This window comes from Halopenitus persicus (assembly GCF_002355635.1).
Lineage (GTDB): Archaea > Halobacteriota > Halobacteria > Halobacteriales > Haloferacaceae > Halopenitus > Halopenitus persicus_A.
In genome coordinates this window covers 414,492-439,043 of record NZ_AP017558.1, presented here as the reverse complement: position 1 = coordinate 439,043, position 24,552 = coordinate 414,492, and the positions used below count along the sequence as shown (strand labels likewise).

General features: G+C 67.8%; 27 protein-coding genes. 13 read left to right on the top strand and 14 right to left on the bottom strand.

The genetic code is table 11. The features are described from left to right. Nucleotides 1-118 precede the first annotated feature (118 nt). The 5 genes from CPZ00_RS02135 to CPZ00_RS02115 all read right to left on the bottom strand — a co-directional run bounded on the left by CPZ00_RS02135 (nt 119) and on the right by CPZ00_RS02115 (nt 4,797). The gene (locus tag CPZ00_RS02135; protein WP_096389235.1) at nt 119-667 is read right to left on the bottom strand and encodes a hypothetical protein; all 549 of its coding nucleotides are present in this window, start codon (nt 665-667) and stop codon (nt 119-121) included. A gap of 21 nt (nt 668-688) precedes the next feature. Further along, nucleotides 689-1,315 carry a DUF4382 domain-containing protein gene (locus tag CPZ00_RS02130; protein ID WP_096389233.1) on the bottom strand — a complete coding sequence of 209 codons (627 nt, stop codon included), beginning with the start codon at nt 1,313-1,315 and terminating at the stop codon, nt 689-691. A 38-nt stretch (nt 1,316-1,353) separates the two neighbouring features. Beyond that, nucleotides 1,354-1,881 carry a hypothetical protein gene (locus CPZ00_RS02125; RefSeq protein ID WP_096389231.1) on the bottom strand — a complete coding sequence of 176 codons (528 nt, stop codon included), beginning with the start codon at nt 1,879-1,881 and terminating at the stop codon, nt 1,354-1,356. Nucleotides 1,882-2,095: 214 nt separating this feature from the next. Beyond that, nucleotides 2,096-3,394, bottom strand: a complete 1,299-nt coding sequence (gene ilvA / locus CPZ00_RS02120) for a threonine ammonia-lyase (protein WP_172861852.1) — start codon at nt 3,392-3,394, stop codon at nt 2,096-2,098. Between the two features lie 83 nt (nt 3,395-3,477). Beyond that, nucleotides 3,478-4,797 (bottom strand): amidohydrolase, encoded by a 1,320-nt coding sequence (locus CPZ00_RS02115; RefSeq protein WP_096389226.1) that lies wholly within the window; start codon nt 4,795-4,797, stop codon nt 3,478-3,480. A gap of 111 nt (nt 4,798-4,908) precedes the next feature. Here CPZ00_RS02115 and CPZ00_RS02110 point away from each other — a divergent pair, with 111 nt between their 5' ends. Further along, on the top strand, nt 4,909-5,880 hold the full coding sequence (locus CPZ00_RS02110) for an NAD(P)-dependent oxidoreductase (protein WP_096389224.1): 972 nt from the start codon (nt 4,909-4,911) through the stop codon (nt 5,878-5,880). 61 nt (nt 5,881-5,941) lie between these two features. Here CPZ00_RS02110 and CPZ00_RS02105 read toward each other — a convergent pair whose 3' ends face one another. Both CPZ00_RS02105 and CPZ00_RS02100 read right to left on the bottom strand, forming a co-directional pair. Next, the gene (locus CPZ00_RS02105; RefSeq protein ID WP_096389222.1) at nt 5,942-6,283 is read right to left on the bottom strand and encodes a hypothetical protein; all 342 of its coding nucleotides are present in this window, start codon (nt 6,281-6,283) and stop codon (nt 5,942-5,944) included. Next, complete coding sequence (locus CPZ00_RS02100) at nt 6,280-6,639, bottom strand: MarR family transcriptional regulator (RefSeq protein WP_096389220.1); 360 nt, start codon at nt 6,637-6,639, stop codon at nt 6,280-6,282. The genes CPZ00_RS02105 and CPZ00_RS02100 overlap by 4 nt, the downstream gene beginning before the upstream one ends. 130 nt (nt 6,640-6,769) lie before the next feature. On the opposite strand from CPZ00_RS02100, the gene CPZ00_RS02095 reads away from it, so the two are divergent. The 3 genes from CPZ00_RS02095 to CPZ00_RS02085 all read left to right on the top strand — a co-directional run bounded on the left by CPZ00_RS02095 (nt 6,770) and on the right by CPZ00_RS02085 (nt 8,632). Further along, nucleotides 6,770-7,645, top strand: coding sequence for a DNA methyltransferase (locus CPZ00_RS02095; RefSeq protein ID WP_172861747.1), 876 nt, complete (start codon nt 6,770-6,772; stop codon nt 7,643-7,645). 115 nt (nt 7,646-7,760) lie between these two features. Next, nucleotides 7,761-8,129 carry a UPF0175 family protein gene (locus tag CPZ00_RS02090; protein WP_096389216.1) on the top strand — a complete coding sequence of 123 codons (369 nt, stop codon included), beginning with the start codon at nt 7,761-7,763 and terminating at the stop codon, nt 8,127-8,129. Then, nucleotides 8,126-8,632: a twitching motility protein PilT gene (locus CPZ00_RS02085; RefSeq protein WP_096389214.1), complete on the top strand. Its 507-nt coding sequence runs from the start codon at nt 8,126-8,128 to the stop codon at nt 8,630-8,632. Before CPZ00_RS02090 ends, CPZ00_RS02085 begins: the two co-directional genes overlap by 4 nt. 131 nt (nt 8,633-8,763) lie before the next feature. Here CPZ00_RS02085 and CPZ00_RS02080 read toward each other — a convergent pair whose 3' ends face one another. Together CPZ00_RS02080 and CPZ00_RS02075 are read right to left on the bottom strand one after the other, a co-directional pair. Then, nucleotides 8,764-10,467 (bottom strand): aldehyde ferredoxin oxidoreductase family protein, encoded by a 1,704-nt coding sequence (locus CPZ00_RS02080; RefSeq protein WP_096389212.1) that lies wholly within the window; start codon nt 10,465-10,467, stop codon nt 8,764-8,766. A gap of 84 nt (nt 10,468-10,551) precedes the next feature. After that, nucleotides 10,552-12,099: a cobyrinate a,c-diamide synthase gene (locus tag CPZ00_RS02075; protein WP_096389210.1), complete on the bottom strand. Its 1,548-nt coding sequence runs from the start codon at nt 12,097-12,099 to the stop codon at nt 10,552-10,554. A 239-nt stretch (nt 12,100-12,338) separates the two neighbouring features. Here CPZ00_RS02075 and CPZ00_RS02070 point away from each other — a divergent pair, with 239 nt between their 5' ends. The 3 genes from CPZ00_RS02070 to CPZ00_RS02060 all read left to right on the top strand — a co-directional run bounded on the left by CPZ00_RS02070 (nt 12,339) and on the right by CPZ00_RS02060 (nt 15,710). Further along, nucleotides 12,339-12,635, top strand: coding sequence for a hypothetical protein (locus tag CPZ00_RS02070; protein ID WP_096389208.1), 297 nt, complete (start codon nt 12,339-12,341; stop codon nt 12,633-12,635). Beyond that, the gene (locus tag CPZ00_RS02065; RefSeq protein ID WP_096389206.1) at nt 12,635-13,609 is read left to right on the top strand and encodes an ArsA family ATPase; all 975 of its coding nucleotides are present in this window, start codon (nt 12,635-12,637) and stop codon (nt 13,607-13,609) included. The genes CPZ00_RS02070 and CPZ00_RS02065 overlap by 1 nt, the downstream gene beginning before the upstream one ends. Nucleotides 13,610-13,853: 244 nt before the next feature. Beyond that, entirely contained in the window at nt 13,854-15,710 is a 1,857-nt protein-coding gene (locus CPZ00_RS02060; RefSeq protein ID WP_096389204.1) for a carbon starvation CstA family protein, read from the top strand. A 151-nt stretch (nt 15,711-15,861) separates the two neighbouring features. On the opposite strand, the gene CPZ00_RS02055 is transcribed toward CPZ00_RS02060, so the two are convergent. Beyond that, nucleotides 15,862-16,485, bottom strand: coding sequence for a hypothetical protein (locus CPZ00_RS02055; protein ID WP_199243378.1), 624 nt, complete (start codon nt 16,483-16,485; stop codon nt 15,862-15,864). 120 nt (nt 16,486-16,605) lie between these two features. Between CPZ00_RS02055 and CPZ00_RS02050 the strand changes: the two genes are divergently transcribed. The 4 genes from CPZ00_RS02050 to CPZ00_RS02035 all read left to right on the top strand — a co-directional run bounded on the left by CPZ00_RS02050 (nt 16,606) and on the right by CPZ00_RS02035 (nt 18,659). After that, nucleotides 16,606-16,809 carry a hypothetical protein gene (locus tag CPZ00_RS02050; protein WP_096389202.1) on the top strand — a complete coding sequence of 68 codons (204 nt, stop codon included), beginning with the start codon at nt 16,606-16,608 and terminating at the stop codon, nt 16,807-16,809. A gap of 98 nt (nt 16,810-16,907) precedes the next feature. After that, the gene (locus CPZ00_RS02045; protein ID WP_096389200.1) at nt 16,908-17,765 is read left to right on the top strand and encodes a mechanosensitive ion channel family protein; all 858 of its coding nucleotides are present in this window, start codon (nt 16,908-16,910) and stop codon (nt 17,763-17,765) included. Nucleotides 17,766-18,114: 349 nt separating this feature from the next. Continuing rightward, the gene (locus CPZ00_RS02040; RefSeq protein ID WP_096389198.1) at nt 18,115-18,411 is read left to right on the top strand and encodes a hypothetical protein; all 297 of its coding nucleotides are present in this window, start codon (nt 18,115-18,117) and stop codon (nt 18,409-18,411) included. Continuing rightward, the gene (locus CPZ00_RS02035) at nt 18,408-18,659 is read left to right on the top strand and encodes a DUF7123 family protein (protein WP_096389196.1); all 252 of its coding nucleotides are present in this window, start codon (nt 18,408-18,410) and stop codon (nt 18,657-18,659) included. Before CPZ00_RS02040 ends, CPZ00_RS02035 begins: the two co-directional genes overlap by 4 nt. A 60-nt stretch (nt 18,660-18,719) precedes the next feature. On the opposite strand, the gene CPZ00_RS02030 is transcribed toward CPZ00_RS02035, so the two are convergent. Continuing rightward, nucleotides 18,720-20,225, bottom strand: coding sequence for an amidase (locus CPZ00_RS02030; protein ID WP_096389194.1), 1,506 nt, complete (start codon nt 20,223-20,225; stop codon nt 18,720-18,722). A gap of 136 nt (nt 20,226-20,361) precedes the next feature. On the opposite strand from CPZ00_RS02030, the gene CPZ00_RS02025 reads away from it, so the two are divergent. After that, the gene (locus CPZ00_RS02025; RefSeq protein ID WP_096389192.1) at nt 20,362-21,063 is read left to right on the top strand and encodes a TetR/AcrR family transcriptional regulator; all 702 of its coding nucleotides are present in this window, start codon (nt 20,362-20,364) and stop codon (nt 21,061-21,063) included. A 91-nt stretch (nt 21,064-21,154) separates the two neighbouring features. Here CPZ00_RS02025 and CPZ00_RS02020 read toward each other — a convergent pair whose 3' ends face one another. The 3 genes from CPZ00_RS02020 to CPZ00_RS02010 form a co-directional block, all read right to left on the bottom strand. Continuing rightward, entirely contained in the window at nt 21,155-21,436 is a 282-nt protein-coding gene (locus CPZ00_RS02020) for a DUF7521 family protein (RefSeq protein ID WP_096389190.1), read from the bottom strand. Nucleotides 21,437-21,592: 156 nt separating this feature from the next. Beyond that, on the bottom strand, nt 21,593-21,970 hold the full coding sequence (locus CPZ00_RS02015; protein ID WP_096389188.1) for a winged helix-turn-helix domain-containing protein: 378 nt from the start codon (nt 21,968-21,970) through the stop codon (nt 21,593-21,595). A gap of 89 nt (nt 21,971-22,059) precedes the next feature. Next, nucleotides 22,060-23,151 carry an AIR synthase family protein gene (locus CPZ00_RS02010; RefSeq protein WP_096389186.1) on the bottom strand — a complete coding sequence of 364 codons (1,092 nt, stop codon included), beginning with the start codon at nt 23,149-23,151 and terminating at the stop codon, nt 22,060-22,062. A gap of 79 nt (nt 23,152-23,230) precedes the next feature. Between CPZ00_RS02010 and CPZ00_RS02005 the strand changes: the two genes are divergently transcribed. Beyond that, complete coding sequence (locus CPZ00_RS02005; protein ID WP_172861745.1) at nt 23,231-24,532, top strand: DUF4013 domain-containing protein; 1,302 nt, start codon at nt 23,231-23,233, stop codon at nt 24,530-24,532. The last annotated feature ends 20 nt before the right edge of the window (nt 24,533-24,552 follow it).

Genomic DNA, 24,552 nt, shown 5'->3' with positions numbered 1-24,552 from the left:
GTCCGTCCGCGATCGCTCGCGGTTTATAAAGCGTCAAGCGATCAGCCGCTCCGGTTTATAAAAACGGTGGCCGTTCAGGGCTGCGGGACGACTCCCGAGCCACCGGCCCGGTGGTCCTTCAGGCCACCCGTTCGCTGTTCCGGAACGTCACCGTCGTGTCGTCCGATTCGACGGTCGTTTGAATGGTGATCCAGCCGTCGTTCCGGTCGACCTTTCGTGCCTCCTGCAGCGAGAGTTCGACGCGCTCGGTCGTCGTGTGGGACGCGCCGGCCTCGAGCGTGCCGACGTCCACGGTCCCCTCCCAGACGACGTCGTCCGTGTCGACGTTGTCCTCGCCCGCGAAGATCCGGATGTACGTGGTGGTTCCGGTCGCGGTCTCGTCCTGCTCGTTGTACAGCGTCGCGGTGACGTCCCGACAGGTCGTCCCGCACTCCTCGGTCTCGTCGATCGTGAACGAGAACGGCTCCGTGTCGGGTGTCGACGTCGTGGTCGACGCGTCGTCGTCTTCCGGCTGTTCCGTGGACGGCTCCTCCGTGGGAAACTCCTCGATGGGCTCGCCCGAATCGCTTCCGGGGGCGGGCCCGACGCCGGTATACACCGCCGCTCCGACTGCGACGGCGAGAGCGAGCACGACGATTCCGACGGTCAGACCGTGTTTCCAGTTCATTCGAGGCTCACGCTCCGGGCGTTACTCGTCCTCGTACTCGACGGTGATCCCGTCGGGAACGGGTTGCAGGAGGTACTTGCCGGTTCGTCCACGCCGAACCGGGGTGAAGTCGGCGGTGAAGACCGTGCGGGCGTCCGCTCGGATCTCGAACTCCCGGTTGAACGTCAGCGGCGCCTCGCCCGGAACCTCGACGGTCGCGGAGTCCCCCCCATCGAGGGTCGCGTCGACGCCGTCGGTGTCCAGCTGGAGGTACTCGTAGGTGGCGACGTCGATCTCGCGCTCGTCGACCAGCTGCGTGCTGTCGCCCTGCAGGTCGACGAGGTCCGCCTCCTGCGGCTCGTCGTACTCGTAGTACTCGCGGCCGGACTCCTCGTCCGCGTCGTCCGCATCGGCTTCGGTTTCGGCGTCTTCGGTTCCGGAATCTTCGGTTTCGGGGTTTTCGGTTCCGGCATCGCCGGTCCCGAGCCACATCCCGACGATGGTGACGACGCACGATTCGAAGTCCGCGATGTCGCCCGGCTGGTCAGTGACCTGCGCCGCGAGCGTCCCGGTTTCGCCGCCGCCGCCGAGACAGCCCGCGAAGCCGATCGTTCCAGCCGTCGCCGCGCCCGTGAGATACGTCCGTCTGTCCATTGGTAGATCACTCATAGTATTTCCTGTGGTTATCCGGATTGAAGTCTCAAGCGCTATGCCGTTTCCTCGGCGCCGTTTTCATCGTCGGTTTCGGTGGCGTCACTACCGTCGGTTTCGGTGGCGTCACTACCGTCGGTCTCGGTGGCGTCGTCAGCGTTCCCGTCGGCCGCATCCTCGCCCGACAGCAGGTCACTCAACGAGTCTCCGAGCCCGTCGATCGAGCCGTTTCGGAACGAATCGATGGTGTCGTGGATCTCGCCCACTCGGTCGGGGACCTGTTCGGGCAGGCCGGCGTTCGGTCCGACGCCATCCGCGGTATCAGCGCGTTCGTCGGCGTTCCCCGCGCGTTCGTCGGCGTTCCCCGCGCGTTCGTCGCTCACGTTCTCACCGTCGTGTGCCGTCTCGTTCTCGCCATCGTGCGCCGTCTCGTTCGGCGTGGTAGCCTCAGGTGTCGTCCCGTTCGATGCGTTGGTCGCGTGTTGATCCGCCGCGTCGGCCGGACTGGCGGCACCGACCGCCGCCACGCCGCCGATCAGGAACATCGCCGCGATCGCGATCGTGATGGGTCGTTTCGCGTTCATTGCATCCGCCGCTCGGACGGCCACCCAGATAAGGGGGTAAAAACGTGAACCCGAATTCAGGCGATTGCAGGGATCTTTATCCCGAATTAAGCCGGATCATCGCGGGTGAATCGGGAGACGCGTCGTCCATCCCGGTCGTCGCCGGCCCTCTGACCGGTCGGGCGGTGGCACGCACGAGCCGAAGCCTCGAACCGCGGTCCGGACCCCGTTCGGGCTACCGACGCTCGACGTCCGGATCGCGGTCCACGAGCGATTCGTCGGCCACCTCGACCGCCTCCAGCGACGCGAGCGCGTCGAGGACCTCCCGCAGATGCTCGGGGCCGCTGCCCTCGATCCCGACCGTCACGGGAACGCGATTGGGGTGGTCGACCGCGCTCCGGTCGTCGCGTTCGAGGCCGTCCAGCTCGGCGCCGTGGGACGCGATCGTCTCGGCGACGTCGGCGATCGCGGTCGGCCAACCGTCGACGTGGAGGCGCGCCTCGGCGTAGCGGCCCAGCTCGATCAGGCCGGTTCGCGTCAGTTCGGCGTGTTCGGTGAGGTTGACGTTCCCGCCGGAGACCACCGTAGCGACGTGCTCGTCGGTCACGTCGAGGGCGTCGGATCGCAGCGCGGCGACCGGGGCGGCGCCGGCGGCCTCCGCGACCGTCTTGGCGCGTTCGGCCAACAGGGTGACGGCGACGGCGAGCTCGCGGTCGGACACGGCGACCACGTCGTCGACGCGTTCCCGGAGCACGGTCCACGTTCGCTCGAGAAGCCGGGTGTCGGCGATCCCCTCCGCGACCGTGTCGACGTCCGGCAGTTCGTGGATCGCATCGCGCTCGAGGGAGGGCTTGGCGTGGAGCGCCCCCTCCGGCTGGACGCCGACCACGCGGACGTCGTCGTCGAGTGCGGCCGGCAGCGCGGTCGCGATCCCGGAGATCAGCCCGCCGCCGCCGATCGAGACGAGGACCGTGTCGACGTCGGGCATCTGCTCGGCGATCTCGAGGCCGACCGTCCCCTGGCCGGCCATGATCGCGGCGTCGTCGAAGGGGTGGACGAAGGTCCGACCCGTCTCCTCGGCGCGCTCGAGGGCGTGTTCGTAGGAGCGCTCGTAGATGTCGCCCTCGACGATCACCGTCGCGCCGTACCCGCGCGTCGCCTCGATCTTGGAGGCGGGCGTCACCTCGGGAACGACGATCTCCGCGTCGATCCCCAGCAACTCGCCCGCGAGCGCGACGCCCTGCGCGTGATTGCCCGCGCTGGCGGCGATGACGCCCGCCTCGCGCTCGGCCGGCGAGAGCTGGGCCATCGCGTTGTACGCGCCGCGGATCTTGAACGATCCGGTCCGCTGGGTGTTCTCCAGCTTGAGTCCGACCGCCGCCGCGCCGCTGGCCTCGGCGAGCGTGGTCGACCCGTCGAGCGGCGTCCGGTGGACGACGTCGGCGATCCGGTCGTGTGCGTCACGGACGTCCTCGGGGACGAGAACGTCCGCGGCGGAGCGGTCCGCACCCGTCTCCGTGTCATCATCCCTCACCTCGAGGTCGTCCGTCCTCGCCCCGGAGTCGTTCGTCCTCGCCCCGGAGTCGTTCGTCCTCGCCCCGGAGTCGTTCGTCCCGGTCATCGGTCGGTCGCCGGTTCGGTCGGCGATCGACCTCGGCCAGCGAACGCGTCCTCGACCCTGCAGATCGCCGCCGTCAGCACGTCGGTCCCGATCCGGAGGCTCCGCTCGTCGACGTCGAAGGTCGGCGTGTGGTGGCCGGTCGGGTGGTCGGTCCCGACGATCAGGTAGGACGCGAGCCCTCCGTGCTCCTGGACCCGCTTCATCAGGAACGTCGCGTCCTCGCTCGCGCCGAAGTCGGCGGTCGGCACGACCTCGGTCACGCCGTCGATCCCGCGGGCCACGCCCGCGACGTGGTCGACCAGCTCGGGGTCGCTGTCGGCCCGCGGCGACTCGCTTATCACGTCGATATCGACCGTGCAGCCGTGCATCGAGGCGGCGCTGCGGAGGGTCCGCTTCAGGCGGCCCTTCATGTACTCCATCAGCTCGGTCGTCTCCCCGCGCGCCTCGGCCTCGAGGTGTGCGTGGTCGGCGATGACGTTGCTCGCCGTTCCCGACTCCGCCCGTCCGACGTTGACGCGGGTCATCCCGTCGGCGTGTCTGGGGATCGCGTAGGCGTTCTGGATCGCGGTCCCGAGCGCCTGCATCGCGTTGTCGCCCTCGTTTGGCGTCTTGCCGGCGTGGGTCGAGGTCCCCTCGATCGTCGCGTCGACGTGGCACATCGCCAGCGGGCGCTCGATGCCCGCCACGACGCGCCCGGTCGGATGGTCCAGGCCGACGTGGACCGCGAAGAGGTACTCGAGGTCCTCGATGTAGCTGCTCTCGGCCATCGGGTGCCCGCCGCCGCCGGCCTCCTCGGCGGGCTGGAAGAAGACGACGAGCCGGCCGGCGAAGTCGCTCGCCTTGATCGCCTCGATGGCGGCGAGCCCCCAGGTCATGTGCGCGTCGTGTCCGCAGGCGTGCATCGTCCCGTCGATCTCCGAGCGGAACCCCTCGTCGGCGGGCACGTGACCCGGCTCGTCGGACTCGTCGATGAACAGGCCGTCGATGTCGACCCGCAGGCCGACCGCGGGGCCGTCGCCGCACTCTAGCACCGCGACGCAGCCGGTGACGCCGCCGCCGGTCTTCTCGAGGATCTCCTCGTCGGCGCCGCGATCACGTGCGCGGTCGGCCCAGTCCGCGATCGATTCCTCATCGGGGACCGCCATCCGGTCGCTGGGGTCGTATGCCTCGCGACCGATCGCGAGCTCGTCGACGCCGACGTCGCGGAGCTCCTCGACGAGCCGGTGGGTCGTGTAGAACTCCCGCCAGGCCGGTTCCGGGTGCCGGTGGAACCCCCGGCGCAACGAGACGAGTCGCTCGGTGGCTTGGGTGGACATGGGTCCCCCTACCACGCGGACGAACTTAAGAATACACAGTTCCCGTTGACGAAGGATACATAAAAGGATAAGTCGTCCCCCGCGGGATCGATCCGTACCCGACCCATCACCATGACCGAGCAACCGGACGTCGTCGTCCTCCGCGAGGGGACAGAGGGACTGTCGATGGAATCGTACGCCGAGGCGATCCGTGAGCGCCTGCCCGACCGCACGGTCGCGCTCGCGCGGACCCCGGCGGAGGAGCGGAACCTGATCACCGACGCCCGCGTCGTGACGGGGATCTCGATCGACGAGGACCTGCTCGACCGGGCGGACCGGCTGGAGCTGTTCGCGTGCACCTTCGCCGGGACGGACCACGTCCCGATGGCCGCGCTCGGCGAGCACGGCGTGGCAGTGACCAACGCCGGCGGGATCCACGCGCCCGGCATCGCCGAACAGGCGATCGCCAACATGCTCGTGTTCGCCCGCCGCCTTCACGAGGGGTGGCGCCGGAAGTCGAACGGCGAGTGGCGCCACTTCCAGTCCCACGAGTTCACCGACAGCACGGTGACGATCGTCGGGCTGGGCTCGATCGGCCAGGCGGTCGTCCAGCGCCTGCAGGGCTTCGAGGTCGAGACGATCGGCGTCCGCTACACGCCGTCGAAGGGCGGCCCGACCGACGAGGTCGTCGGCTTCGAGGAGGAGGCGATCCACGACGCGTTCTCCCGGAGCGACTACGTCGTGATCGCCTGCCCGCTCAACGACCTCACGCGCGGGCTGGTCGGCCCGGAGGAACTCGCCACGCTGCCGCCGAACGCGGTCGTCGTCAACGCCGCCCGCGGCGGGATCGTCGACACCGACGCGCTCGTTGCGGCGCTGCAGTCGAGCGGGATCCGCGGTGCCGCCCTCGACGTCACCGACCCGGAGCCGCTCCCGCCCGAGCACGTCCTCTGGGACCTGGAGAACTGCCTCATCACGCCCCATACGGGCGGCCACACCCCGAAACACTGGGACCGGCTCGCCGACATCCTGGCCCGCAACGTCGCGGCCCTCGAGACCGGCGAGGACCTCGAGAACCGCGTGCGAACGCCGAACGACGACTGATCGGCCGCCGAACGAGCGATCACGGCCGAGAGTCCGAACCGAACCGTGCGTGTCGGGCCCGTCAGTCGTCGTCCGGTGGCTCGAGATAGCTTCCGGGTGCGTCGACCACGGTTTGGACGAACGACTCCTCGAGTCGGCCCTGTCGGCGAACGATCGCGGCGTGTTTGGGCGAGGCCACCGTCCACGGTGAGGCATAGCTTTGCCGAGGCATTCCGCCTTCGACCCAATCGTCGTCATCAAGGGGGATCCCCTCGTCGTGGGGCGTCGTCGTCAGCGTGATCGTCATATACTCCTCGCCATCGAACGGGTGGCGACCGTTGTTGAGGATCAGCCACGGCCGCGGATTTTCACCCGTTTTGAACGGATCGGGGCCCCAAACGACGTCACCGCGCTGATAGCTCATTCGGAATCCTCGTCGTCGACGGCGTGTTCCAACCACTCGTTCGGATCCTCCTCGCCGAACCGGTCGTTTGCGCTCCGTGTACTTTCTGCCAGCCCCGTGTAGGCTGCCACCTCGTCGGCGTCGCCAAGCGCCCAGTAGTTCCCTTTGTGGCGGACGAGTCCACGGTCCTCGAGGCGTGAGAGAACGACGCTGATGCTTCCGGCCTTCACGTCGGTCGCGTCGCGGATCTCGCTCTGCGTGAACGCTTGGTCGGAATGTGTGGCGAGGAACCGCAGTACTCGGTCGGCGTTCGTCTCCTCGCGCTTCCGGAGCCGGTCCTCAGCGGATGATTCGAACGTCTCGATGTCGATGGGCATACGTATCCTTTGTCTCCAGTGTATTAGATGTATTGACGTATTCGTAACTGATATCGTCAGCGAACAGCCACGGAGGACCGAGCCCGTCGGCAAGGATCACCTTATACGCAGTCGGGAACCGTACCGACGTGTGGATACCTTCACGACGCTTCCCGCCGAGCGACCCGACCCGGCGTCGCTTCCGGAGTGGTGCGACGTCGACGTCCGGTCGATCCCGGCGGTTCCGGAGTGGTGCATCGAGACCTTCAGCGACCCCGGGGACGCCGTGATCGACCCCTTCGCGGGCTTCGGCACCACGATCGCCGCCGCCGACCGGCTGGACAGGGACGGCTACGGCATCGACCGCGATCCGCGCCGCGTCGCGTACGTGCGCGAGCGGATCGAGCATCCCCGTCGCGTCGTGATCGGGGACGCCCGCGACGGTCGGTCGGCATTCATAAGTGATGCGGCGGACGCCCGGACGGAGTTTATAAGCGGTGGCGGGGACGAACGGGATGAGTTTATAAGCGACGTCGGAACCGATCGCGGTGATGGCGCCGATCTCCCCGCGTTCGACCTCTGTTGTACCGCGCCGCCGTTCATGCTCGACTGGATGGACACCGACCCCTTCGAAGGCTACGAGTCAGCCGGGTCCTACGATGCCTATCTCGCCGACGCGACCGCGGCCTTCGAGGCGGTCGCCGGCCTGCTCGCGCCCGAGGCAGTCGCGGTCGTGGAGGTCTCAAACGTCCGGTTCGGCCCGGGCGTGAGCACCCTCGCGTGGGACCTCGCGGACGCGATCGACGACGCGGACGGGCTCCGGTTTCGGACCGAGATCGTCCTTGGATTCGAGGACGACGACGGTGGAGTCGAGGATGACGTCGACCGCGACGATGGGGGCCGGATGAATGCTGGAAACAGGGCGGTCGACGCGGCCGGCGACGACCGGACGTGGAGTCCCGAAACCGGGCGCTACGGCTACGGCTACGACCACTGTTACTGTCTCGTCTTCGACCACGTGTCGTGACCGAGTGCTGAAGGGCCGCGTCGGTTTCTACAATAGTTGCGACCGGCCTTCTCAATGCATATGGCAGTCTGGCGTAGTTCATAAATAGTATGAAGTCGTAGTCTCGGATGGAACGATGGCACGAATTACCGGCTCCTACCCGGATGACCTCGACCTCCTCATTGAGGGTGCTGTCGAGGCTGGTGTGTTCGGGGGCAAGAGCGATGCGTTGCGCGAGTTCGTGCGTGAATACTTCGAGGACCACGAGAACGAACGTATTGCAGCTGCGGTCGCCCTCTACGAACGCGAGCGGATCACGCTCGGTGATGCTGCGAGACTCGCTGCTGTCGACCGCTGGACGATGCGTGATATCCTCCGTGAGCACGGTGTTGAACTCCGTCTCGGGCTCGTTGACGAAGATGACGCAGCCTACGAGGTAGAGGCAGCACGCGAACTCGAATTCGATGATGAGGACTCGTCTGATGGAGAGTCACGTACTAAATGACAGGTGCCGATCTCCCAGCGAACCCGAGCGTCTTGAACACGACTGTCCTCTCGAATTTTGCGTACATCGATCAGCTGTGGGTAGTTGCTGACCTCTCCGGAATCTGTACGGTACCAGTCGTTGGTGAGGAACTCGAACACGGCGTTGATAACCACCCATATCTCCAGGAAGCACTCGATACGCTTGATGACGAAATCCCAGTCGCGACGATTTCGGATACTGTCGCAAACAGAGAAGCCGTTGTTGGTGGGCATCTCGATCCCGGGGAAGCACAGGCGTTCGCCCTCGCCGACGCACACGACGGTCGACTGCTAACTGACGACGGAGACGCCCGATCGTTTGCGAAAGACCAAGGCGTGACCGTTGTCGGGTCGGTTGGGGTTCTGTTGGCTGCAATCGATGCTGGGAAAATCGATGAAGCGACTGCTGATGAGTGGCTATCGACGTGGATCGATGAGGTTAGCTACTACGTCCCGCATCGAACGATTTCGGAGTATCGATGACGGGCTTGCTCGGGGGTCGAAACGCCTGATTAGAGCCTATAAATCGTTAAACCCGCTGTAGTCTCCACAGCCACGATTTATAAGCGACGACCGTCGGGGGCGATCGATCACCGGCCGGCCGGCGCTCCCGATCAGTCGTCGGCCGGCGAGGCCGCGGTCCCGTCGCCGGTGCCCAGGTCGGCCGCGATCGGCTCGATCCGGTCGTCGGGGATCGTCCCGTCCTCGCGCAGCCCCCGCGCCTCGTAGTACTCCTGGATCGCGGCCTCCAGGTCCGGGATCTCGTAGGGGAGGTCATCGGCGTCGGCGGCCATCCCGCGGCGATTGTTGAAATGGCGCTCGCGCTCGATCGTCCGCGCGCCGACCGCGAGCAGCTCCTCGTAGTCGGTCTCAAGCAGCGCGGCGAGGCGCTCGTCGGTGATGTGGCTGCTGGAGAAGGCACAGATGATCGCCGAGTCACGGATCGCGTTGCGGTTCTCGTGTTCGACGAGGAGCTCGGCCTTGCCGAGCGTCCCCTCGGGGTCGATCTCTCCGGCGTACTCGGGGGAAAGCAGCCCGCCGTACATGTGGTCCGCGCCCCGGTTCGCGACCGCGTACGAGAGGCCCTGCCCGTGGAGCACGCGGCCGTCGTGGGCGGCGAACTCCATCCCCTTGACCGTGTAGTCGTCGACGCCGAGCTGCTCGTGGACGCGGTGGACGCCCTCGGCGAGGTCGTCGCCGATCCCCTCGCGGTAGGCGATCTTCTCGGTCATCTCGCGGGCCAGCTCGGCGTTCCCGAACTCGTCCTCGCTGGCGAGGTAGGCCGCGACCGTGACGCCGGCGGAGATGGTGTCCAGCCCGAACCGGTCACAGAGCTCGTTGGCCCGCATCACGTCGACGACGTCGCCGACGCCCTGGCTCGATCCGAAAGCGTAGACCGTCTCGAACTCCGGTCCCTCCGTCTCGACGCCCGTCTCCTCGTCGCGGGTCGGAAGCTTGCAGGCGTACGCACACTGGGAACAGGCGCCCTTCTTGTACTTCTTCTCCTCGACGGCGTCCCCGCCGATGCCGGCCGCGGACTCGAACTCGTACTCCGAGAAGTAGCGCGTCGGCAGCGAGAAGTTCTCGTTGATGAACTCCGTGTTGCCGGTGGTCCCCTGCCGCCGCATCAGGTCGTCCGAGGTGGCGGCCTCCCGATGGATCTCCATCTCGGGCGGGTCGGGGATTTCGATCTCCGGCGCCGAACCGCCCTCGAAGGTGACCGCCTTGAGGTTCTTCGAGCCGAGGACGGCGCCGAGCCCGCCGCGGCCGAACGCCCGGGAGTCGAAGGTCATCACGGATGCGAAGCGGACCCGGTTCTCGCCGGCTGGACCGATCGCGATGCAATTCTCGGGACCCAGATCCCGCGTCTCGGCGACGTGGTCGGAGACCTCGGGCACGGGAGCGCCGGCGAGTTCGGGAACCGGCTCGAACTCGACCCCCTCGTCGGTGACGTGGGCGATCAGGAGCTCGTCGCTCGCCCCCGTCACCTCGAGCGCAGAGATCCCGGTCCCGGCGAACTCCCGGGAGAGGTAGCCGCCGGCATTGGTCGAGACCAGCCCGTCGGTCAGCGGTGACAGGCCGGTCATCGAGAGCCGCCCGGTGAAGGAGGTGGTCGACAGCTGGAGCGGGCCGGTCGCCAGGTACGCGCGGTTCTCCGGCCCGAACGGGTCGGCGTCGAACGGGATCCGGTCGTGCGCGAGCGCGGTCGCGACGCCGCGCCCGCCGATGAACGCCTCGAGAACGTCGTCGATCGGCGTCCGGGTCGCCGACCGGTCGGTCATATCGATCGTGAGCAGGGGGCCCTCCGCGTGAAGCATGGGTGTATCCTCGTGGGAGGTCCTCAAATAGCCTTCCCCTCCCGTGGTGCAATCCCGGCGCCCGAGCCGCCGTTCCCGGCCGGATCACTCCTGGCCGCGAGCCGCCGCCACGAGCCGGTCGATCATCCCCGAATCGGCGTGCCGGTGGGCGTACGTCCCGACCGTGCGGTACGTCGTCAGCCCGTCGTGGTCGCCGTCGATCCCCTCGCCGCGCCGGACGTCGAAGGCGAACCGGGCGTCGGTGTCGGGATCGACGGCGGCGTCCCCGCTGGAGGCCGTCGCCGCCGTCCCGGCGAGCGCGTGCGAGGAGTAGTGGAACTCGTGGCCGCGATGGGTCTCCCCCGCGGTCGCCGCCGGCGTGTCGCGCCGCGCGTGAAGATCGACGTGGTCGAGCGCCTGGTAGCGGTCACGCATTCGGACCGCGCCCGGCAACACGCCGGCCATTTCGTGGGTGTCGCCCGCCGTCGTGGTGAGCGACTCCGACAGCGCCATCAGCCCGCCGCACTCGCCGAGGATCGGGAGCCCCTCCGCCGCCCGGTCCGCGATCGTCGACAGGGCGGGCGAGTCCGCGAGCGCATCCGCGTGCAGCTCCGGATAGCCGCCGGGGAGGTAGACCGCGTCGCACGCGGGAAGATCCTCGCCCGCGACCGGCGCGAAGGGCTCGACGGCGGCCAGGGCGGCGAGCCGCTCGCGAACCGCCGGATAGACGAACCGGAACGCGGCGTCTTGGGCGACCGCGACCGTCGGTCGGTGCCCGTCACTCGATCCCGCGTCCGTTCCCGCATCCGCTTCCGCGACTCGGTCCGACCCCGCGACTCGGTCCGACCCCGCAATTCGGTCCGATCCCGAAGCCCCGTTCGGGCCCGACGCGGGCCGTGCCGGCGGCCCGGCGACGTCCCGGAGCGCCTCGACGTCGATCGCCCCGGCGGCGTCCGCGATCGTCGCCGGATCGATCGGCGCCTCGTCGCCCATCCGGAGCCCCAGGTGGCGGTCCGGGATCTCGAGCTCCTCGGTCGGCGGGATCCGGCCCACAAAGGCGATCCCGTCGGGCAGCGACTCCCGGATCCCCTCGGCGTGCCGTCCGCCGTGGGCGCGTTGGGCGAGGACGCCGACGACGTCGAGAGACGGCGGATCGCCGTCGAAGTCGGTCCGAGCGTCCTCGGGAAGAGGGGTGTGTGCCGCGTACTCGCGAAATCCGAGCGCGGTCGCGCCGACGCTTTGCATCCCCGCGCTGGCGTCGACGACGAGGACGACCGGGAGGTCGAGCGCCGCCGCGGTCGCGGCGGTCGAGGTCACGCTGCCGTCGTAGAGCCCCATCATCCCCTCCACCACGACGAAATCGCCCGCGGACCGGGCGATCGAGCGGCGAACCCCGTCGACTCCCTGCATCCAGGTGTCGAGGGTTCGCGACGGTGAGCCGGTCACCACGGCGTGGTGGCTCGGATCGATGAAGTCGGGACCGGCCTTGGCCGCGACCGGCTCGTGGCCGGCGTCCTCGAGGGCCTGCAGAACCGCGAGGGTCGCGACCGTCTTGCCGACCCCCGAGGCGGTCCCGGCGAGGACGAACCCCTGGGTGGGACCGTCGGCGCCCGGTGCGGAACCGCCGGCGGTCGTGGTGGTACGATCGTTCATATGGATGTGTTCGCCCGGTCCGGGTTGATGGTTGCGGTCGGTCGGGCTGGGTTGCCGGTTGCGGTCGGCCGGGCTGGGTTGCCGGTTGCGGTCGGCCGGGGGACCCGGAAGGACGATCTGACCGGACGGGACGGGCCGAGTATCCCTACCTTGGCATGTGGATCCGACACAAACGTTTATTGAACTCACCGTGATAGCTCCGGTGTGATTCCGAACGAAACCGGAGGTGTGGCCGGGAAATGACCCTTCACGAGCGCATCGAGGCGTTCCGCGAGCTCCTCGAGGAGTGGCTGCACGGACTCTATCACGGGATGATCGAGCACCCGTCCTTCGAGAAGATCGAGAAGGAGGCCGAGGACGCGGCGGACGTGTTCATGTTCGCCTGTTTCGCCGACGCCTTCGGCATCCCCAGCCCCGTCTCCTACTACACGGCGGAGCTGCTCCCGTACCTCACCGACGAGTTCGTCGCCTGGGAGCGGCGGATGTGGGACCGACAGTCGCTGATCGAACGCAAGGGCCAACAGTACCACTTCTGATGCGCAAGTTCGTCTTCTTCGGGGGCAAAGGCGGCGTCGGCAAGACGACCGTCTCGAGCGCCTACGGCCTGCGGTGTGCGCGTGACGGGCTCAATACCCTCCTCGTGTCCACCGATCCGGCACACAGCACCTCCGACGTCTTCGACCAACGGTTCGGCGACGAACCGGAGGCGGTGGCGGGACACGACAACCTGTTTGCGATGGAGATCGACCCCGACGCCGAGATCAAGCGCCATATGGCGGAGATCCGGTCGGCGATGAGCGACCAGGTGAGCCCGGCGATCGTCAACGAGATCGACCGCCAGATCGAGCTCGCCCACCGGACGCCGGGTGCCTACGAGGCGGCGCTGTTCGACCGGTTCATCGACGTGATGCGAAACAGCGAGGACTACGACCGGGTGATATTCGACACCTCGCCGACGGGCGGGACCCTCCGGCTGCTGGCGCTGCCGGAGTTCCTCGAGTCGTGGATCGATCGGCTGATGGCCAAACGGCGCGAGAGCGTCGACCTCTTCGAGAAGGCCGCGATCGGGGACGCCGAGGCCCGCGAGAAGCTCGCGAACGACCCGATCATCGAGCGACTGACCGACCGCAAGGAGACCTTCGAGTTCGCGGGACGCGTCCTCCGCGAGGAGGCCGCCTTCTACCTGGTGTTGAACCCCGACGACCTCTCGATCGAGGAGTCCCACCGTGCGATCGCGGACCTCTCGGAGGCCGGACTCGGCGTCGGCGGGCTGATCGTCAACAAGGTGGCGCCGGAGCCCGACCCGGACGAGACGGGGATCGGGGCGACGTATCTCCGGGAACGGCACCAAACCGACCGACGACGACTCGATCGGATCCGCGAGGAGTTCGACGAGCCGGTCGTCGCGGTGCTCCAACAACGCGTCTCCGAGATCAAAGGCGATCTCCTCGCCGAGATCGCCGAGGAGATCGCGATCGAGACGGCGCCGGATGCCCCGACAACCGACTAATTCCAGCCCGATGGCGTTCGATCGCGCGTAGCGGTTTCGTCTCTCACGGTGGTTCTTCGTCTCTCACGGTGGTTCTTCGTCTCTCACGGTGGTTCTTCGTCTCTCACGGTGGTTCGCACGTATTCCACGGCGGTGGGTCGTGTGCTCCAGTTAGTATGGGTTGGTTCCACACCACACGTGTAACCAGTTCACAGATACCACAATCATTAAGTAATTTTTCTCATAATCCGTGAAGGAGGATACAATGGTCCAAGTACTGTGGCTCATTCTGGCGTCGATCGTAACGTTCACCGTCGGCTACCTCGCGTATTCGAGGTATCTGGCGCGGTTCGTTGAACTGGACGACGACCGTGAGACGCCGGCACATAAATACGATGACGGACAGGAATACGTCCCCTCGAAGAAGCCGGTCCTGCTCGGGCACCACTTTTCGAGCATCGCCGGCGGGGCGCCGATCGTCGGCCCGATCACCGCCGGGGCCATCTGGGGGTGGCTCCCGGCGCTGGCGTGGGTCGCGATCGGAAACCCACTGATGGGGGCGGTTCACGACTTCGTCTCGCTGTCGAGTTCGGTCCGACACGAGGGGAAGTCGATCGGCTACATCATGGGCGAGTACGTCGGCGAGCGCGGCAAGAACATGCTCTTGTGGTTCGCGTTCCTGACGATCATCCTCGTCGTGGGCGTGTTCGCGCTCGTGGTCGGGATCGTCCTGAACGCCTATCCGCAGGCGGCGACGGCCAGCGTCATCTACATCGCGCTGGCGATCGTCTTCGGGATCTACCTCTACCAGATGGACGGGCCGCTCATTCCCGGCACGATCGTCTTCGTCGCCGGCGTGTTCGCGGGCGTCTGGGTCGGGATCCAGTACCCGATCGCGCTCTTCGAGCTGGCCGAAGGAACCCATCCGGCCGGCACGCTCGTCCTGTTCGGCGGCACCGGATCGTGGATCCCCGGCGCGGGAACCGCGGCGCTCAACGGAAACGCCGCGGCGTGGGTCCCCGTGATACTGCTCTACGCCGCGATCGCGAGCGCGCTTCCGGTGTGGGTGCTCCTGCAGCCCCGCGATTACCTCTCGTCGTTCCTGCTGTACGCGGGCGTCGGCGGGGCCCTCCTCGCGATCATCGTCGGAACCCTGCTCGGCACGTCGGCGGAACCCCTGGTGGTCGCCGACAGCATCAACGCCTTCGAGGGCTTCTTCGGCGTCGACTCGGTCGCGCCGTACCCGCTGTTCCCCCTGCTGTTCGTCACGATCGCCTGCGGGACGATCAGCGGGTTCCACTCGCTGGTCTCCTCGGGCACGACGGCCAAACAGCTGAACAAGGAGAGCGACGCCCGGCTCATCGGCTACGGCGGGATGCTCGCGGAGGGACTGCTCGCGACGACGGCGATCGCCACCCTCGCCATCGCGGGCGGCGCGAGCGCGGCCGCGGGCGGCGGCATCGGCGGCGCGCTCCCGAACTTCGCGGCCGGCGGCGGTGTGATCCTGACGAGCTTCGGCATTCCGACGGCCTACGGCGGGCCCTTCATGGCCCTCGTGCTCGTGAGCTTCCTGCTCACCTCGACCGACACGGCCGCCCGGCTCGGGCGGTATATGATGGAGGAGATCGTCGGCACGCAGGGCAGCGGCACCGAGACCGGCCTCTCGGGCGGCATCGGGTCGTTCGCCCGCGGGCGCTACACCAATCCGGTGCTCCAGTGCGGGATCGCGTACGTGCTCGTCATCTCCGGCGAGTGGGCGACGCTGTGGGCGCTGTTCGGCGGCGCGAACCAGCTGCTCGCCGCGCTCGCGCTGCTGACCGCGACCGTTTGGATCGCCAACTGGGACCGCTCCAAGCAGCTGATCAGCACCGGCGTGCCGATGGCACTGATGGTAACGATAACCGTCCTCGGACTGGTCTGGATCACGGTCTACGAGAACCTCCTCGTAAACCTGGTGCAGGGCGGTGCCGAGGGGATCGGGTCGATGCTCTCCGCCGGCGTCCAGATCGTCCTCGGGCTCGTGTTGATCTTCCTCGCGCTGTCGCTGGTTCGGATCGGCTACGCGAACATCAGCGACGCACGACGGGGCAGGGGACCGGACGTCCAACCGGGCGACGACTAGCCCGGTCCACCGCCGGTCCGTGATCGGCCCATGATCAGTTCGGAAACGGCTTGAGAACGGGTTCGGAAACGGCTTGAGAACGGGTTCGGAAACGGTCCGAGGATGGGTTCGGAACGGGGACGCACCGTGGTCCTCGTTCCGACGAGGCCCGCTATCTTGTAAACCACGACGTGATCCGGGAGCGGAGGCCGTCGGGATCCGGCGCCGTCCGCGGCTCGCGGTCCCAGAACGCGAACGCCTCGACGACGTCCGCGAGCTCGCTCGCGACGGCCGTCTCACGGTCGGGCGCGACCACGGCGAGGTTCACCTCGTAATGGCCGTAATAGCCGAACGCCAGGAGGGTCCGGTCGCGGAAGCCCTCGACGTACGCGCGCACGTCGTCGGTGATCTCGGGAACGACGATCACGAAAGTGAACTCGGTGGCCTGGTGGGTCTCGTCGGGGTCGATCCAGTCGGCCGCCAGCTCGTGTCCGAGATCGACGAGCCGGTCGAGCGTCGACGGGGAAAGCCGCTCCTGACGGCGCGTGAAGACGTGTTCCTCCGTCTCGTGGTTGGCCCAGTTGATCGATCGATGGAGGAACTGCTTCTGGCTTTCCACCGCCAGGTGGCCGTACAGGTCGAAGCGTTCGCCGCGGACCGTCCGGTCGGTCTCGAGGTCATAACTGTGGCGCAACCGGTCCGCGACGCGTTGGAGATGCTCGTCGGCCACCTGCGGTCGATCGGGATGGTCGTCGACCGCCGCCGGCGCGTCCGGAACCGTCTCGGAATCGCTCATCGTGGTAACTTCTGGCGTGGCCACCGTAAACATCCTTCGACCAGCATCCGGTTCCGGCACACGTGGAGTCGACGCGTCGCGATCAGATTTATCAATCTGGCGTGCGAACGATACTCATATATGGACGAACCGAAGGAGGCCTGCGGCCGCTGCGGAATGACCGCGGTCGTCGAGATGTCCGAGGACGGCCCCGGATCCGTCGACGAGGAGTACATCGAGGTCGACGACGGGTCGGCCCGTGCCGTCTCGCCGGGCGCTTGGCTCGGCCGTCTCACGGACCGGCTTGACGGCGTCGCGATGCGGCTGACCTACGGCCGCCGGTGACGACTCGGAGACCAGCACGCCTCAGTTTTGTCCCGTAACTAAACACGACGCGAGAGACCGTGTCGTGATTTTTGGTGGTCCGCCCCGAAAACGCACATATGATCGGACAGGGTACCCACCCGTGGTTGATCGACGTTCTTTCGGCGTACAACCGGATACTATCGGAACTGTTCTGGTTCACCGTCGGATTCGGCGTCGTCTACTTCGGCGGCCGGGGCGTTCTCATCCCGCTTGCGACCCGGGTTGTCAGATCGCGTAATCGAAACAATCCCACGATCGAGACGGCGACGGAGACGTACCTTCGGGTCGTGCTGATCGGGTTCGCGATCCTCACGGGCATCATTGCCGCCGGGTACGGAGGGATACTCTCCGAGTCCGCGATCATCATCGCGGCCATCACGTTCGCGCTCGGTATCGCCGGTCAGCAAGTGTTCGGATCGCTCATCAGCGGAATGTTTCTCGTCGCGGATCCGGACTTCAACGTCGGTGACTGGATCGAGTGGCCGGGCGGGGACGGGACCATCGAAGCGGTCGATTTTCGCGTCACTCGCATCCGTACGCCGAACCACGAAACGATCGCGGTCCCGAACACTGTACTTACGACCAACGCGATCACACGCCCCTACGGCCGGCATAACTATCGAATCACGGAACGGGTGTTCGTCGCCTATTACGAGGACACCGAGCGGGCGCTGCTGGAGCTACAACGGGTCGCGACGGCTCTGGAGCCAGTTCTCGGTGAGCCAGTACCGAACTCTCGGATCGTCGACCTCGGCGAGAACGCGATCACGTTGCAGGCGGAGTTCTGGATCGATGACCCGAGAAACAAGGACATTCTGACGATCCGCTCCGATTTCCGGCGACTGGTGAAACGGCGGTTTGATGAGAACGGGATCACGATCGCGCCCCCGTCCGCACAGTTGATCACGGGTGACGTAACCGTGACATCCCCCTGAGCCGAACCACGGGGAGTGCCACGGTACCTCGTTCGTCTCTTGGCGCCCGCTGCCGGTAACCGCGCGCGCCGCCGCGGCGAGCCGCGATGAGGCCCCGATCGCACCCGAATCCAGCCCGATCCGTCGGAGCAGTCGGTGATTCCGACGTCCGAATTCCGTTCAATGAAAACCCCTCAAAACGGATTGTGAAAGGTCTAAGAGTTTTTAAGAGCGTTATAAAACGTCGGACTCGGTTCCTAAAAGGTCGTGAAACGTCGTGGGTCGGCGTTAATCGACGTGAATCAGCGCCAACGCTCGTCCTATTATATACCCCTCGGGGGCAGTGATGGAAACGAAGCAGGTGACACAGATGTCGAATCATTCCCTCCGACCCACCACCGCCCTTCCCACGCGGCTCCGCCGAGGCACCGGTCGACGCCTCCGTGCGGGGGCGTTCTGGACGGCGGTGTTGCTCCCGCTGACGTACCTCCCGGTCCTGCACGGGATCGTCATCGACGCGAGCGCGGAGCTGTTCCTGCTCCTGCTCGCGCTGAACGTCGTGTGCGCGATCGTCGGACACGACCACAGTCCCCGCAGCGACTCCGAGCAACGATCGGCCGCCCACGACGGCCACAAATCGAACGCCGCGAACGCACACAACCCATGAGCACCAACACCAGCAGCACGGACGGATCGTACGGGTCACCGAAAGCGCGCCGACTCGCCGACTTCCTCCGCGAGGAGGCGAAGAACGGCGAGATCTACATCAAGGGGAAGTTCATCGCCGACGACGTCGACCTCTCGCCGAAGGAGATCGGCGCCCTGATGGTCCAGCTGCAGGGCTCGCTCCCCGACCTGGAGATCGAGAAGTGGTCCTACACCGGCGCGACCACGTGGCGCGTCCAGGCACAGTAGGCGGCCCTTCGCGACAGGTGCCCCAACACGTCGTCCCGTCGAGTCACTGACGTCGGTCACTCACATCGACCACTCACGTCCGCCCGCCACCGCCCGTTCGATCGCCGAACACCACGCGAGCAGCCGCTCGTCCGCACCGTGGCGCGCGATACACTGGATCCCGATCGGGAGCCCCGCGTCCGTCTCGGTCGCCGGAACGGTGACCGTCGGGAGGCCTGCATGGGTCCACGGCAGGTTCAGAACCGGGTCGCCGGTCGAGTCGATCCCCTCGGGAGCCGGACCCGGGGCGGACGGACTGACGACGACGTCGAGATCGTTGGCGTCCATCGCCGAGTGGACGCGGTCGCGGAGCGCGGACCGGCCCGCACGAACGTCCGCGAGGGTTCCCGCGGAGACCGACCGCCCCTCGCGTATCAGCTCGGCGGTCGCGGGGGCATAGCGGTCGCCGTACTCCGGAAACAGCTCGGCGTGTGAACGCGCGAATTCGGCCGCCACGAGAGTTTCGTGTCGGTCGATCACCGCCGCCGCTTCCGCGTCCGTTCCCGCGACGATCGGGAGCCGAACGACCTCGTATCCGGCGGCGTCGAGCCGGTCGACGTGGGTTCGGAGATGTTCACGTGCGACCTCGTCAGCCCGGTCGAGATACGGCCCGTCCATCACGCCGACCCGCTCGAGCGGCGGCGGGGAGGACGCGCCCCGCCAATCCGGATACACGACGTCGGCTGCGATACGGGCACCCGCGACGTCCTGGGTGAAGTACCCGACGACGTCGACCGACGGCGCGGCCGGAACGATTCCGTCGGTCGGGACCCGACCGGCGCTCGGCGTCACGCCGACGATCCCGCAGAAGGACGCCGGGCGGTTCACCGACCCGATCGTCTGCGTGCCCAGCGCGAGCGGACACAGCCCGGCTGCCACCGCCGCCGCCGACCCGCTGCTCGACCCGCCGGGCGTGTGTCCCGGATCGTGGGGATTTCGCGTCGGCCCCGGCGCGAAGTGCGCGAACTCCGCCGTTACCGTCTTTCCGAGCACCACCGCGCCGGCCTCGCGGAGCGCCGTGACGACCGACGCCTCGGGTCCGGACAGCGCCGCGGGCGGAACCGTGGATCCGGCTCGCGTCGGCAGCCCGTCAACGTGAATGACGTCCTTGACGCCGATCGGAATCCCGTAAAGCGGCGGGCAATTCGGCTCGTTTCGGGCGGTTTCGCGGCGGGCTTCGAGCGCTCGATCGATCCGCTCGAACCGACCCTCGTCCCGGTTTCGGCGTCCGTTCCGGTTTCGGCGCCCGTTCCGGTTTCGACGCCCGTTCCGGTTTCGGCGCCCGTTCCGGCGACCGTCGACGTCATCGTGGCCGTCGGAGGCCACGTCATCGGGTCGTTCGCCGACGAACGCGCGGATCGTGGGTTCCACGGCGTCGAAGCGTTCGCGGAGGTCGTCGTAATACGTCCCGACCCGTGCGTTCCCGGTCCGGGCGTCGCCAGCCCGTGTATCCGCGATCCGCACACCGTCCGTACGAAACGACCGGACGAGCCGCGTGAGGGGTGCTTCCGCCGTGAAATCGGTCATACGTCGGGTACCCCGCACGTCCTTGTAAGCGTATCCCGGCGCGATCCGGTCCACTTCGGAAGACGGCATCCAGGTGGGGCCCCCAGCATCGCCGGTATCAATGCACATTTACGCGTGCTTGACCACCGTTCGGTGAATGAGCGACGACGCGAGCACGGCCGAGGAGATCATGGCCGGCGTCTACCGTGCCCTGCGCGAACACGGATACGCGGACCTGACGATGCAGGACATCGCGGACGCGTGCTCGAAGAGCAAGTCGCTGTTACACTACCATTACGACACGAAGGAGGACCTGCTCGTCGCGTTCCTCGACCACCTCATCACCACGTTCGAGCGCCGCGCCGAGGCGGGTGCCGATCGCCCGGCCACCGAGCGGCTCGTCGAGTTCATCGCGTGGTTCGGGTTCGACCCCGACGAGACCGACCGGGAGCACTTCCACATCGCGCTGTTGGAGCTCCGCTCACAGGGCCCGTTCAACGACCGGATCCGGTCGCAGCTCCAGCGCAGCGACCGGGTCTTCCGCGGAACGGTGGCGGAGATCATCGAACAGGGGATCGCGGAGGGAACCTTCGAACCGATCGACGTCCAGGAGACGGCTGCCCTGCTCGTGGCGACGCTCGACGGTGCGCGGACGAGACAGATAACCCTCGACGAGATGGACGTCGACGGCGACACCTACACCCGAACGGTCGCGCGGACCGTCATCGATCGCGTCATCGATCCGATGCTGGCTGAGGGTGTCAAGCTCCCGGACGTCGAGGCCGTCGAAGTACTGCTCCCGCGGGACGAGCCGGTCTCGGTCGCGCCGGCCGACCGGATGAACGGCCGGTCGACATAGCGCCCCATCCGGCAGGCCTGGGACCCGAACCGCGACCCGAATCGCGACCCGAACCGCGACCCGCAACGCGACCCGCAACGCGGCGGACCGGTCACTCGATGTACAACGAGTAGACGATGACCCCGAACCCGAACGCGGTCAGGACGCTGTTTATCGCGATCCCGATCGCGAGTTCCAGAGCGAGCACCTGATGCGAGATGCCGCCGAGCAACGCTCCCACCGTCACGAGCCCGAAGCCGATCGACAGGGCGCGTAACGACGGGTCGCCCGTGCGGCGATACGCGCGTCCCGCGTAGTACGTGATGCTGCCACCGAGCAGTAGGATGGCGGTCTTCGCGGCGATGATGAGCAGGTTGATGTACACGTCAGCCATGGGTGTTCCTCCGTGGTCGGTCTGTGGTGGTCGGATCGCGAGCGATCCGCGAGCGTGGATCCGATCGGTCGAGCACGGTACCGGGTGGTCGAGCGCGGAACCGCTCCGATCGGTCGGGCCCGATCACGGGCGATCGCCGACCGGCGACGGGCCGGGTCACGTCTCCTCCCGGACTTGCGACCAGAGGGCCGCGAGCCGCTGGTCCGTCGCCCGATCCGGTCGCGAGAACTCGATCGACAGCGCGTTGTCCTCGTCGAGTTCGACGGTGACCGAATCGAAGGCCACGTCGTATCGCGTCGTGTGCTGGCCGTCGCGTCGGATCTCGGTCGATTCCTGCAGCAGATCGGCGTCGGTCAACAGCTCCAGCTTCCGGTAGGTCGTCGAGAGCGGGATGTCACACTCCTCGGAGAGCTCGCTCGCGGTCTTCGGCGCGTCGAGCGCGGCGATGATGTCGACGGCGTCGTCGTCGCTCAACGCCGACAGCACCGCCTGCGGGTCGGGCGGTTCCTCGCGCCGTGACGGGTCCCGCACCATACCCGGGTCTACCGCTCGGATCGGATAAAGGCACCCGATCCGCGTTCGGCGGACGACGGGGATCGGGTCCCCGCGACCGCGAACGCGAGCTACCGAGCCTCCGAGAGGCGCGCGTACACCGGCCAGGAGGAGTCCCCGGCGGGCGGCTCGGTGTCCTCGCCGTCGACCACGACGCGGGCGGGGGCGTTTCCACCGCCATCGCCGGCATCGTCGCCATCTCCCGCGGCGTCATCGCCGGCATCCCCCGCGGCGTCCGCCAGGACCTCTCCCACGACCGCGGCGGGGGTTCCCCGGTCGCGAAGCGTCGAGACGACGTCCTCGGCGACGGCCGCGTCGACGGCCGCGAGGAGGGTCCCGGCGGTCGTGGCCCGCCAGGGATCCATCCCGAGCACGGCGCAGGTCTCCTCGACGCCCGGCCGGATCGGCACGCGCTCGGTCTCGACGCCGATGTTGACCCCGCCGGCGCTCGCCAACTCGTGGAACGCACCCAGCAGGCCGCCCTCGGTCGCGTCGTGCATCGCGTGAACGCCGTCGTGGTCGGCGAGCGCGAGCGCGTCCCGGACGAGTCGGACGTCATCGAGACGCCGTTGGGCGGTCGCGACGACCTCGGGCGGGAGCTCGTCGAGCGCCTCGGGATACAGCGAGGCGAACAGGCCGGTCGCCTCGACGGCCGGGCCCTTGGTCACGACGATGCGGTCGCCCGGGCGCGCGCCGTCGGGACGGACGATCCGGTCGGGCTCGCCGCGGCCGATCGCCGTCGCGGCCCCGACCCAGGGGAACGTGCTTCCCGGGTACCGCGCGGTGTGACCGGTCGTGATGGCGATCCCGAGGTCGGCGCATTCCTCGTGGATCGCCGTCCAGACCCGGTCGAACGCCTCGTCGGTCATCCCGGCGGGGAGCGAGAAGGCGATGGAGAGGTGGCTCGGCGCGATCCCCGAGACGGCGACGTCCGAGAGGACGATGTGCAGCGCGAACCGCCCCGCACGCTCGTACCCGAGGGCCGGCAGGATCGAGATCGGGTCCGTCGCGAGCACGGTGGCGGTCTCCTCCCCCGACCCCCGAACCACCCCGAAATCGCAGCCGTGTTTCGGACCGAGTCGGACGTCCTCACGGTCGGCCCCGAGCCGGGTCGCGATTCGGGTCCGGAAGAACTCCTCCGTGACTTTCCCGTCAGCCGGCATGTCGTGCACCTCGCGTGCCGACGCGTTGCATACGGTCCCTTGCCAGGAACTATTTATAAACACGGCGAGACGTGTCGGTATGCTCCGCGAGGCGATCGCGACCCCCGGCCGCGGCCCCGACGTCGTGGCGACGGTCCTGGTCGGCACCGCCCTCCTCGTCCTCGGTCGGATCGCGGCGTTGGCCTGGCTCGTCGGCGTCGTCGTCGATCCGCGAGTCGTCGTCCTCCTGCCGGTCCTGGGCGCGCCGCTGTTCCTCCTGCGTGGTTACGACGTGTCCGTCGTCCACGCGGGGATCGAGGGCGACCCCGGCGCCCCGGCGTTCCGGGACTTCCCGTCGCTGTACGTCGACGGCGTCAAGTCCATCCTGCTGTCGATCGGCTACGCGCTCCCGGCGGCGCTCGTTCCGGTGATCGGGCTCGCCGCCATCACCGTCCAGTCCGCGCGGGAATCCGGCATCCCGCTCGGCGAGGCGGTGACGCGACCGCTCCCGGCCGGCCTCGATCCGACCACCGGTCTCGGTTCGACCACCGGTTCCAGTCCGATCGGCGTCGGATCAGCCGGGATCGAGGTCCTCCGATCCGTGGCCGGCGAGATCGGCGCCGTCCTCCTCGATCCCGCCGGCGCCTCGATCGCCGTCCTCGCGATCGGCGCCGTGACGGTCGCCACGACCTGCAGCGTGGCCGCGGGCGCCATCTACGTCCGGCCGGCGGGGCTGGCCTGCTTCGCCGCGACCGGCCGACTGCGCGACGGGCTTCGTCCCCGTCGCGTCCTTCGGGTCGCCGGAACCGGCGAGTACGCCGTCGGCTGGCTCCTCGAGGCGGCCGTGGGGATCGTCGGTGCCGCGCTGGCGCTCGCGCTGACCCCGTTCCTCGTCGGGATCGCCGGCCTGTTCGTGGTCCGGATCGTGACCCGGTCGCTGTACGGCCGCGGTGCCGCGCCGGCGCTTCGGTCCCGCCCCGACTCGGACGATGAATCCCGCCCCGACTCGGGCGGTGACTCCAGCCCGGTCGATGAGCCCGTTTCGCGCGGCAGCTCCGCCGAAACGCCGGCTGATTCGAAGGCTTCCGTGACCGCCGGGGAAACTGCGGAAAACGATCGTGTGGCGGCCGAGTCACGGGATGGAGAGGAACTTCCGGTCGATCACGACGTTGCACCGGCGCTCCAGGTCGGTCGTCGCGTCGATCCTGCCGCAACGGACGAGCCCTCGCGTGCCGACGCTTCCGGCGCTTCCGACGATTCCGACGATTCCGATGCGCCCGACGATTCCGATGCGCCCGACGATTCCGATGCGCCCGACGATTCCGACGAAAGCGTCGACGAGACGACCGGCGGGTTCGTCTGGGGGACGGACGGGACGTCGAGCCGAGAAGCCAAGCGTTGATACCTCGGCGGGCGAACCGC

Excerpts from the sequence above, each read along its gene's own strand:
- CPZ00_RS02015 (WP_096389188.1), bottom strand. The coding sequence starts at position 21,970 with ATGGTGCGGGACCCGTCACGGCGCGAGGAACCGCCCGACCCGCAGGCG.
- CPZ00_RS02085 (WP_096389214.1), top strand. The coding sequence starts at position 8,126 with ATGACAGGTGCCGATCTCCCAGCGAACCCGAGCGTCTTGAACACGACT.
- CPZ00_RS02130 (WP_096389233.1), bottom strand. The coding sequence starts at position 1,315 with ATGAGTGATCTACCAATGGACAGACGGACGTATCTCACGGGCGCGGCG.
- CPZ00_RS02065 (WP_096389206.1), top strand. The coding sequence starts at position 12,635 with ATGCGCAAGTTCGTCTTCTTCGGGGGCAAAGGCGGCGTCGGCAAGACG.
- CPZ00_RS02090 (WP_096389216.1), top strand. The coding sequence starts at position 7,761 with ATGGCACGAATTACCGGCTCCTACCCGGATGACCTCGACCTCCTCATT.
- CPZ00_RS02010 (WP_096389186.1), bottom strand. The coding sequence starts at position 23,151 with ATGCCGGCTGACGGGAAAGTCACGGAGGAGTTCTTCCGGACCCGAATC.
- CPZ00_RS02040 (WP_096389198.1), top strand. The coding sequence starts at position 18,115 with ATGTCGAATCATTCCCTCCGACCCACCACCGCCCTTCCCACGCGGCTC.
- CPZ00_RS02100 (WP_096389220.1), bottom strand. The coding sequence starts at position 6,639 with ATGCCCATCGACATCGAGACGTTCGAATCATCCGCTGAGGACCGGCTC.
- CPZ00_RS02135 (WP_096389235.1), bottom strand. The coding sequence starts at position 667 with ATGAACTGGAAACACGGTCTGACCGTCGGAATCGTCGTGCTCGCTCTC.
- CPZ00_RS02045 (WP_096389200.1), top strand. The coding sequence starts at position 16,908 with ATGATCGGACAGGGTACCCACCCGTGGTTGATCGACGTTCTTTCGGCG.
- CPZ00_RS02050 (WP_096389202.1), top strand. The coding sequence starts at position 16,606 with ATGGACGAACCGAAGGAGGCCTGCGGCCGCTGCGGAATGACCGCGGTC.
- CPZ00_RS02025 (WP_096389192.1), top strand. The coding sequence starts at position 20,362 with ATGAGCGACGACGCGAGCACGGCCGAGGAGATCATGGCCGGCGTCTAC.
- CPZ00_RS02030 (WP_096389194.1), bottom strand. The coding sequence starts at position 20,225 with ATGACCGATTTCACGGCGGAAGCACCCCTCACGCGGCTCGTCCGGTCG.
- CPZ00_RS02055 (WP_199243378.1), bottom strand. The coding sequence starts at position 16,485 with ATGAGCGATTCCGAGACGGTTCCGGACGCGCCGGCGGCGGTCGACGAC.
- CPZ00_RS02110 (WP_096389224.1), top strand. The coding sequence starts at position 4,909 with ATGACCGAGCAACCGGACGTCGTCGTCCTCCGCGAGGGGACAGAGGGA.
- CPZ00_RS02035 (WP_096389196.1), top strand. The coding sequence starts at position 18,408 with ATGAGCACCAACACCAGCAGCACGGACGGATCGTACGGGTCACCGAAA.
- CPZ00_RS02105 (WP_096389222.1), bottom strand. The coding sequence starts at position 6,283 with ATGAGCTATCAGCGCGGTGACGTCGTTTGGGGCCCCGATCCGTTCAAA.
- CPZ00_RS02060 (WP_096389204.1), top strand. The coding sequence starts at position 13,854 with ATGGTCCAAGTACTGTGGCTCATTCTGGCGTCGATCGTAACGTTCACC.
- CPZ00_RS02125 (WP_096389231.1), bottom strand. The coding sequence starts at position 1,881 with ATGAACGCGAAACGACCCATCACGATCGCGATCGCGGCGATGTTCCTG.
- CPZ00_RS02115 (WP_096389226.1), bottom strand. The coding sequence starts at position 4,797 with ATGTCCACCCAAGCCACCGAGCGACTCGTCTCGTTGCGCCGGGGGTTC.
- CPZ00_RS02020 (WP_096389190.1), bottom strand. The coding sequence starts at position 21,436 with ATGGCTGACGTGTACATCAACCTGCTCATCATCGCCGCGAAGACCGCC.
- CPZ00_RS02005 (WP_172861745.1), top strand. The coding sequence starts at position 23,231 with ATGCTCCGCGAGGCGATCGCGACCCCCGGCCGCGGCCCCGACGTCGTG.
- CPZ00_RS02075 (WP_096389210.1), bottom strand. The coding sequence starts at position 12,099 with ATGAACGATCGTACCACCACGACCGCCGGCGGTTCCGCACCGGGCGCC.
- CPZ00_RS02080 (WP_096389212.1), bottom strand. The coding sequence starts at position 10,467 with ATGCTTCACGCGGAGGGCCCCCTGCTCACGATCGATATGACCGACCGG.
- CPZ00_RS02070 (WP_096389208.1), top strand. The coding sequence starts at position 12,339 with ATGACCCTTCACGAGCGCATCGAGGCGTTCCGCGAGCTCCTCGAGGAG.